This is a genomic window from Caldisericia bacterium (genome assembly GCA_021158845.1).
GTDB lineage: Bacteria > Caldisericota > Caldisericia > B22-G15 > B22-G15 > B22-G15.
Genome location: JAGGSY010000160.1, coordinates 1 through 7483, shown reverse-complemented (window position 1 = coordinate 7483; position 7483 = coordinate 1). Strand labels below are relative to the sequence as shown.

The following is a 7483-nucleotide window of genomic DNA, read 5'->3' as shown; positions in this document are numbered from 1 at the left end:
TCATTGAATAAAGAATTTGCAGCAATGGCTCCGTCTGCACTTGCTGTGATAACCTGCCTTAAGGATTTTCTTCTCACATCTCCTGCAGCATAAACAAACTTCACATTTGTTCTCATATCTTCATCTGTTATTATGAAGCCCTTTTCGTCCAGCTCAATTTTTCCTTTAAATAGATCTGTATTCGGGGTAAGACCGATGTATATAAATACTCCATCAATCTCAAGTTCCCATGTGGTATCCTTAACCTTATCATATATTGTTACACCTTCCACCCTCTTTTCTCCCTTTATCTCTTTAACCAGCGAACTCCATATAAATTCAATCTTATCGTTCTCAAAAGCTCTGTCCTGAAGATACTTTGCGGCACGAAGTTTATCCCTTCTATGTATTACATAAACTTTTTTTGCAAATTTGGTAAGATACAAAGCCTCTGTTATTGCAGAGTCCCCTCCTCCAACTACAAGCACATTTTTATCCTTAAAGAGAAAGGCATCACATACTGCGCAATATGAAACACCCTTACCTGTAAGTTCCTTTTCACCAGGAACACCAAGTTTTTTTGGGTCTGCACCTGTAGCAATTATCAAACCTTCTGCTTCAAACTCATTGTCTTCAGAGATAAGCTTTATAGGGCGGGTGAGTTTTATCTCCTTTATCTCATCAAAGATTATCTCCACCCCAAACCTTTTTGCCTGTTCTTCAAATTTTTTGGTAAGCTCCTCACCACTTATTCCCTGTGGAAATCCAGGATAATTCTCTATTATATCTGTGACAGAAGCTTGTCCACCTATGCCCAATTTTTCAATTAAGAGTGTTGATAAACCAAATCTTTTTGCATATATCCCTGCAGTTAATCCTGCAGGTCCCCCTCCAAGAATTATTGCATCAAACTTTTTTTTCTTTTCCTCCTCCTTTATACCCTGTTTTTGAAAATCATTAAGTATAATCTTCATATCTACTCCTTTAGAAGTACTTTTATGCCAGGTAGTTCCTTTCCTTCAAGGAATCTTAATAATGCTCCACCACCTGTGGAGACATGGGTCATCTTATCCAACAATCCAAATTTGTTTAGAGCTGAAATTGTATCTCCACCTCCCACAACCTTTGTGTATTTATTCTGAGAGACAGCAGTGGCAATTGCTCTGGTTCCATCTGCAAAATCCTCCATCTCATAAACTCCCATTGGTCCACTCCAGAAGATGGTTTTCCCTTTTTCTATTTCTTCAGTAAAGAGTTTTATAGTTTTTGGTCCAATATCCAGTCCATACCAATCATAGGGTATCTTTTCTACAGGTACAATTTTTTTATCTGCTCCCTCCTTCAACTCTTCCGCCACATGTATATCAAGCGGGAGCAAAAACTTAACATTCTTTTCACTGGCTTCAGTTAAAATCTCTTTTGCAACGCTTTCCATCTCCTTTTCAAATATGGAACTTCCAATGCCATACCCTTCTGCTTTTATAAAGGTAAAGGCAGCACCTCCCCCTATAAGTACAGTGTCAACTTTGTTTAAAAGGTTTTTCAATGCTCCAATTTTATCAGATATTTTAGCTCCACCTATAATGAGCACAAAAGGCTTTTCAGGTTCTTCTATAAGTTTTGATAAGAAATTAACTTCTCTCTCCATAAGAAAACCTGCATAGGACGGGAGAAGGGTGGGTAGAACAAAGACAGATGCATGCGCTCTATGAGCTACTGCAAAGGCATCACTCACATATATATCTCCCAACTCTGCAAGTTCCTCTGCAAACTTTTCATCAGCATTTTCTTCTCCTGGATAAAATCTTAAGTTTTCAAGCATTATTACTTCTCCATCTCTTAGAGAGACGCATGCCTCCTTTACCTTATCTCCTATACAGTCATCAATAAATTTTACTTCCTTCCCTATTATTTCAGATAGTTTCTCTGAAATAGGCTTTAAAGAAAAGGAAGGTAATCTCCTTCCTTTAGGCCTTCCAAGATGGGAGATTACTATTACCCTTCCACCCTCTTCAAGAAGATAGTTTAATGTTGGTATGGTAGCCCTTATCCTTGTATCATCTCTTACTCTCCCATCATCAGTAAGGGGGACATTATAGTCCACCCTGTAAAGAATTCTCTTCCCTTTTAAACTTACTTCTTTCAAAGTTTTTAACTGCATCTAAACCCCCTTTTCAAATATAAATTTCACAAGGTCCGCCACCCTTGTGGAGTATCCCCACTCATTATCATACCAGGAGAAAACTTTCACAAGATTTCCATCTATAACCTCTGTGAGTAGAGCATCAATTATTCCAGAGAACTCACTCCCACGAAAATCAGTAGAAACCAACGGTTCTTCAGAATAACCAAGGATACCAGAAAGATAGGTTTCTGATGCCTCTTTAAGAACTTTATTCACTTCCTCTTTAGTTGTTTTCTTACTAACAACACATGTGAAATCGGTTATGGAGACTGTCTGAGTTGGAACTCTCATCGCTACTCCATTTAACTTACCCTTAAGCTCGGGAATTACAACAGTTACAGCCTTTGCAGCGCCAGTTGTTGTGGGGATTATGTTTGTTGCGGCATTTCTCGCTCTTCTAAAATCTTTTCTATGGGGAGCATCAAGAAGTCTTTGATCATTTGTATATGAATGTATCGTTGTCATAAGCCCCTTCTCAATTACGAAATTTTTGTGAAGCACTTTAACCACCGGGGCAAGAGAGTTTGTTGTGCATGAAGCGTTGGAAATAATTCTATGCTTTTTAGGATCATATAAATCCTCATTTACTCCAAGAACAATGGTTATATCTTCATTTTTTGCCGGTGCAGTTATTACAACCTTCTTTGCTCCTGCTTCAAGGTGATCCTTTGCCTTCTCAGCATCTGTAAAAACTCCTGTTGATTCAATAACCACCTCAATCCCTAAATCCTTCCACGGAAGATCTAAAAGATTTCTCTCTCTCAAGAAAAGAGTTTCCTTTCCATCTACAATGAATCTGTCATCCTTAACCTCAATCTCTGCATCAAAACTACCATAGTTAGAATCGTACTTTAAAAGATGAATTAACATTGGAAGATCAAAGAGATCATTTACAGCTACAATCTCAATTCCAGGATACTTTTTCTTTAGCACTTTAAATACCTGTCTTCCAATTCTTCCAAATCCGTTAATGGCTACTCTCATTGCGTTTCCTCCTTTTTCTTTGTATTTTTGAGGGAATACCCATTTCTTCTCTATACTTGTTGACTGTTCTTCTTTTTATAAATATACCAAATTTTTCTAATCTTTTTGCTATCTCTCCGTCAGAAAGAGGTCTATCCTTATCCTCCTCATCTATAAGTTTCTTTATTAGCATTTTTACCTTTGTCCCAAATACTCCTCTCTTTACCTTATCCTTTCCAAGGAAGAAAGAGAGGGGAAAGATGCCTTTAGGTGTATCTATGTACTTCTCATGTAGTATTCTTGAAACAGTGGAAATGGACAGATTTAAATCGCTGGATACATCCTTTAGAGTTAAGATATTCAGATACCCATCTTTAAGGAAGAAATCCTTCTGTCTGTCTATAAGATACTGAGCAATTCTTAATATTTTCTCTTTTCTCTCCTCTACTAAAAATACAAGATTTTTTGCATCCTTAGCCTTTGTTTTTATAAACTTTCTCTCTTCCTTTGATAAAAACTTTAATTTCATAAGCATATCATCGTAAAGGTTTTTATTAAACTTAACTTTTGGTAATATTTTTTCATTATAAAATACCTTTAAGTCTCCATCAATAATCCTTAGGTACAATTCAGGTGTTATGTATAGATTTTTACTCCTGTCTATAGTATCCCCTGGGTAGATGGAGATCTTTTTTATCTTTTCCATAAAACTTTCAGGGACCTTCTCTCCCTTTAGAAGTTTATCTATATTTTTCTCTGCTTCCCTCACATCTTTAATCAATCCATTCCTTGTAAGTTGAATTATTATTCCCTCCTTTACATCCCTTGCAACAACTCCGGGGGGATGAAGCTCTCTTTTTAAAGTTTCAAGAACAGATTTTATACTTTCTATATCTTTCTTCAGTATTTTTCCAATCTCTTCAGGCGAGAGGGGAAGGAATCCATGTTCATCTGTGTTTCCTATGATGAATCTTGCAATCTCTTTTTCTTCTCTGGAGAAATCAAAGAGAACGAGTTGTTCTTCAAGGTAATCCTTTAATCCCTTCTCCTCTTTCAGAAAGGACTCATAAATTATTATGTTTCCCTTTTCCTCAAATTTTAAAGACTCCTCATCTATATCAATTTCATCTTTTGTTTCTGTAACTTCTAAAAAAGGATTCTCCTCCCACTCCTGATTCAATATCTCCCTTAACTCTAAAAGAGGAGCATGATACAGTCTCATTACCTGTATCAGATTTTTTCTCAATGTAAGTTTCTGAATCTGTTTAATCTCTCTTCTTAGTTCCACCCTTTATCTTCTCCTTTATCTTTAAAATCCTCCTCAATCTATGATTGAGGGCAGATTTGGAGATTCCCATAATGGCTGCAACCTCTCTTAAGCTCTTGTCAGGATACTTAAGCCTTGTCTCAGCTGCCTCTCTCAGGGCAGGGGTGAGTCTATTAAAAACTCCTTCTCTCTTCAAGAAAAGTATAGCATCTCTAATTTTTAAATATGAATCTACAATCTTTCCTATGTTCTGCATCTCATAGTTTATCTTTGTTGTGAGAGATTCTTTTAAATTCTTTTTTATTTCCTGATTGAGAAGGGAGAGGAAGGATGAAGATGCACCTATAAATCCGAGAAACTCCTTGATTCCGTCTCTTGACTGAAGATAGAGGACCCTCTTCTTTCTCCTTATCCTTGACTTGAAGTTGAAGTGCAGTATCTGGACAAGCTCCATTATCTCAAAGAAGGAAGACTCCTCAGAGAGTCTCAGTTCAAGGTAATACTCTTTCCTTGGATCTGTGACTGTTCCGCATCCAAGGAATACACCTCTTAAAAATGCAGATGCCTCCTTTTCGCTTTTGGGTTTAAAGTGTACCTTAAGATCATCATTATCTATTATTCCAGAGAATAAGAAATCTCTCTTGTTAAAATTGTGTATGAGTTTGTAAAACTTTCGCCTCTTGCCCTTCTCAATGATAACTTCCCTTTTATTACCCATAATCTCCTTTGATAAAAGTATGATTCTTCTTAATACCTGAGGGTCTGTAGATTTAAAAACTATATCAATGGAATCTCTTTTAAGCACCACAAGACCAGATGCAAGAAGTATCCCTTTGAGCTCTGCAAGACTCTCATCCTCTGTTTTGGGTTTAAGAGAGACAAGTTCCTTCTTAACAAGAGATGTAAAAGAAGGTCCTATCATCTTCTAATGATCTTTAAGAGGGTCTCTTTTAATTTTTTTGCATCATGCCTAATATAACCCTCTTCTATCTTTACAAAGTTACCTTTAATCACCTTCAAACCCATTTCCTTAAGTTTCTCTTCATCTAAAAATACAGGTTTGGAAGCATATTTTTCATATTTTTTTAGATAGAATTCAGGGATTTTGCCTGTGTTTACAACAATGTAATCAAAGATTTTTCCATTTGTGTGTTCAAATATCTTTTTAACATGCATGGATGCAGTAAAATTGTCTGTTTCTCCCTTCTCTGTCATTATGTTAAGTATATACACCTTTTTTGCTCTGGTCTTTTTCAATGCCGTTATAATTGGTCCAAAGAGGAGGGGAGGTATAACCGATGAAAATAAACTTCCAGGTCCAAAGGTTATAAGCTCTGCTTTTTCAATTTCAGAAAGAACCTTTATAGTTGGTTTTGCGTACGGTGGCTCTATGTATATTTTTTTGATCTTTCCACCCTTCTTTCTTATATTCGTCTCGCCAACAATCCTTTCTCCATCATCAAATTCTCCCACAAGGGTAAGCACACTTTCAGATACAGGGATAACTCTGCCTGAGAGATTAAGGGCTTCCTCAAGTTCACTTACTCCGAGAAGAAGACCACCTTTCAACTTCATTGAAGCTGCTATTATAAGATTTCCAAGGGAGTGTCCCTGAAGGCTTTCACCCTCCTTAAATCTATACTGAAAGAGTTCTTTTAAGAATTCCTCACTCTCTGAAAGTGCAACAATACAGTTTCTCAAGTCCCCTGGTGGTGGAATTCCAAGTTCCTCTCTGAGTCTTCCTGAACTTCCTCCATCGTCTGTTACAGTTACCACAGCTGTTGGAAAGAATGGATACTCCTTTAGACCTTTTAACAGGTTGGATAAGCCTGTTCCTCCTCCAAAGGAAAGCACTTTCTTTTCCTTCCACCTGAATCTATATCTGTGTATTATATGAACTACATCCTTTCTTTTCTCCTTGAGGAGCGCAGTGAATAGTGAGTTTAGGAGTTTAACAAATCCAAATATGAGTAAGAATATACCAAATAAAATAAACAAAATTGCTATAGTTCTTGAAAGCCATACAGGATAGGTGTAGTTTCCTTTCATAAAGACTATGATGAACTTTATTATAAATCTCTTTATCATTCCAAGTCTTGTGAAATCAAGAATCACCATGAACCCAAGGGCAGATATGATGAATCCAAACCCCATAACAAGAATCCATCTTTTAACATTCATCCCTGGATAAAGCCATTTAAAAAAACTCTTCAATTTTTCTTTCATTCTTTCCTTATATCCCTATGAAATAGGGTACATTTGTAACCCTTTTCTTCAAGTATTTTCTTTACCTCTTCAGATATAACTACAGATCTATGCTTCCCACCTGTGCAACCAAAGGATATTATAAGCGATGTCTTACCTTCCTTCACATATTGGGGTATTAGAAAGAATATCATGTCCTTAAATCTTTTTAAAAAACCTTTTGTTGCAGCATGAGAGAGCACATACCTCTTGACTCCCTCATCAAGACCAGATACCTCTCTAAGACCATTTATATAGAATGGGTTGGGGAGAAATCTTACATCAAATATAATATCTGAATCAATGGGTATTCCATACTTATAACCAAAGGATATTATAGTTATTGACATCACTGTTTCCTTCTTCTCTTTAAATATCTCTATAAGCCTCTGTTTTAACTCTGAAGGCTTCAGTTTTGATGTATCTATAACCACATCACTTAAATCCTTTATTTCTTTAAGTTTCAACTTTTCATCTCTTATTGCGGTAATTAAGCCATCCTTTGTAAACAAAGGGTGTTTTCTCCTTGTCTCCTTGTATCTTTTTACAAGTGTTTCCTCCCCCGCATCAAGAAACAATAGAAATGGATTTAAACCTTCCTCCTCAAGTTCCTTATATATTTTAGGAAAATTTTTAGTAAAATCCTTCTCCCTTATATCTATTGTGAGAGAAACCTTATCAACGCCACCAATTCCCCTTTTATATAACTCCACAAACTTCTTAATAAGACTTAAGGGGAGATTGTCTATACAAAAATACCCCATATCCTCAAGGAAGTTTGATGCTTTAGTTTTCCCTGCTCCGGAGATACCAGTAATTATCACAAAATTTCTATTCTTTTCCTT

General features: G+C 36.4%; 7 protein-coding genes. All 7 read right to left on the bottom strand.

The genetic code is table 11. From position 1 onward, the window contains the following. On the bottom strand, positions 1-953 hold a 953-nt coding region (trxB, locus tag J7J33_05695; GenBank protein ID MCD6168772.1), incomplete at its 3' end, for a thioredoxin-disulfide reductase. A 2-nt stretch (positions 954-955) separates the two neighbouring features. Continuing rightward, entirely contained in the window at positions 956-2140 is a 1185-nt protein-coding gene (locus J7J33_05690) for a phosphoglycerate kinase (GenBank protein ID MCD6168771.1), read from the bottom strand. Continuing rightward, on the bottom strand, positions 2141-3148 hold the full coding sequence (gap, locus tag J7J33_05685; GenBank protein MCD6168770.1) for a type I glyceraldehyde-3-phosphate dehydrogenase: 1008 nt from the start codon (positions 3146-3148) through the stop codon (positions 2141-2143). It lies immediately after the preceding gene. After that, a complete protein-coding gene (gene rpoN, locus J7J33_05680; protein MCD6168769.1) occupies positions 3132-4415 on the bottom strand; it encodes an RNA polymerase factor sigma-54 in 1284 nt (427 codons plus the stop codon). The genes gap and rpoN overlap by 17 nt, the downstream gene beginning before the upstream one ends. Beyond that, positions 4393-5316, bottom strand: a complete 924-nt coding sequence (whiA, locus tag J7J33_05675) for a DNA-binding protein WhiA (GenBank protein MCD6168768.1) — start codon at positions 5314-5316, stop codon at positions 4393-4395. The genes rpoN and whiA overlap by 23 nt, the downstream gene beginning before the upstream one ends. Continuing rightward, a complete protein-coding gene (yvcK, locus tag J7J33_05670; GenBank protein ID MCD6168767.1) occupies positions 5313-6620 on the bottom strand; it encodes a uridine diphosphate-N-acetylglucosamine-binding protein YvcK in 1308 nt (435 codons plus the stop codon). Before yvcK ends, whiA begins: the two co-directional genes overlap by 4 nt. Continuing rightward, positions 6617-7462, bottom strand: a complete 846-nt coding sequence (gene rapZ, locus J7J33_05665) for an RNase adapter RapZ (protein MCD6168766.1) — start codon at positions 7460-7462, stop codon at positions 6617-6619. The genes yvcK and rapZ overlap by 4 nt, the downstream gene beginning before the upstream one ends. Positions 7463-7483 lie beyond the last annotated feature (21 nt).

What these genes read in the sequence shown, in the direction of transcription:
- yvcK (MCD6168767.1), bottom strand. Translation starts at nt 6,620, where the DNA reads ATGAAAGAAAAATTGAAGAGTTTTTTTAAATGGCTTTATCCAGGGATG.
- J7J33_05690 (MCD6168771.1), bottom strand. Translation starts at nt 2,140, where the DNA reads ATGCAGTTAAAAACTTTGAAAGAAGTAAGTTTAAAAGGGAAGAGAATT.
- gap (MCD6168770.1), bottom strand. Translation starts at nt 3,148, where the DNA reads ATGAGAGTAGCCATTAACGGATTTGGAAGAATTGGAAGACAGGTATTT.
- whiA (MCD6168768.1), bottom strand. Translation starts at nt 5,316, where the DNA reads ATGATAGGACCTTCTTTTACATCTCTTGTTAAGAAGGAACTTGTCTCT.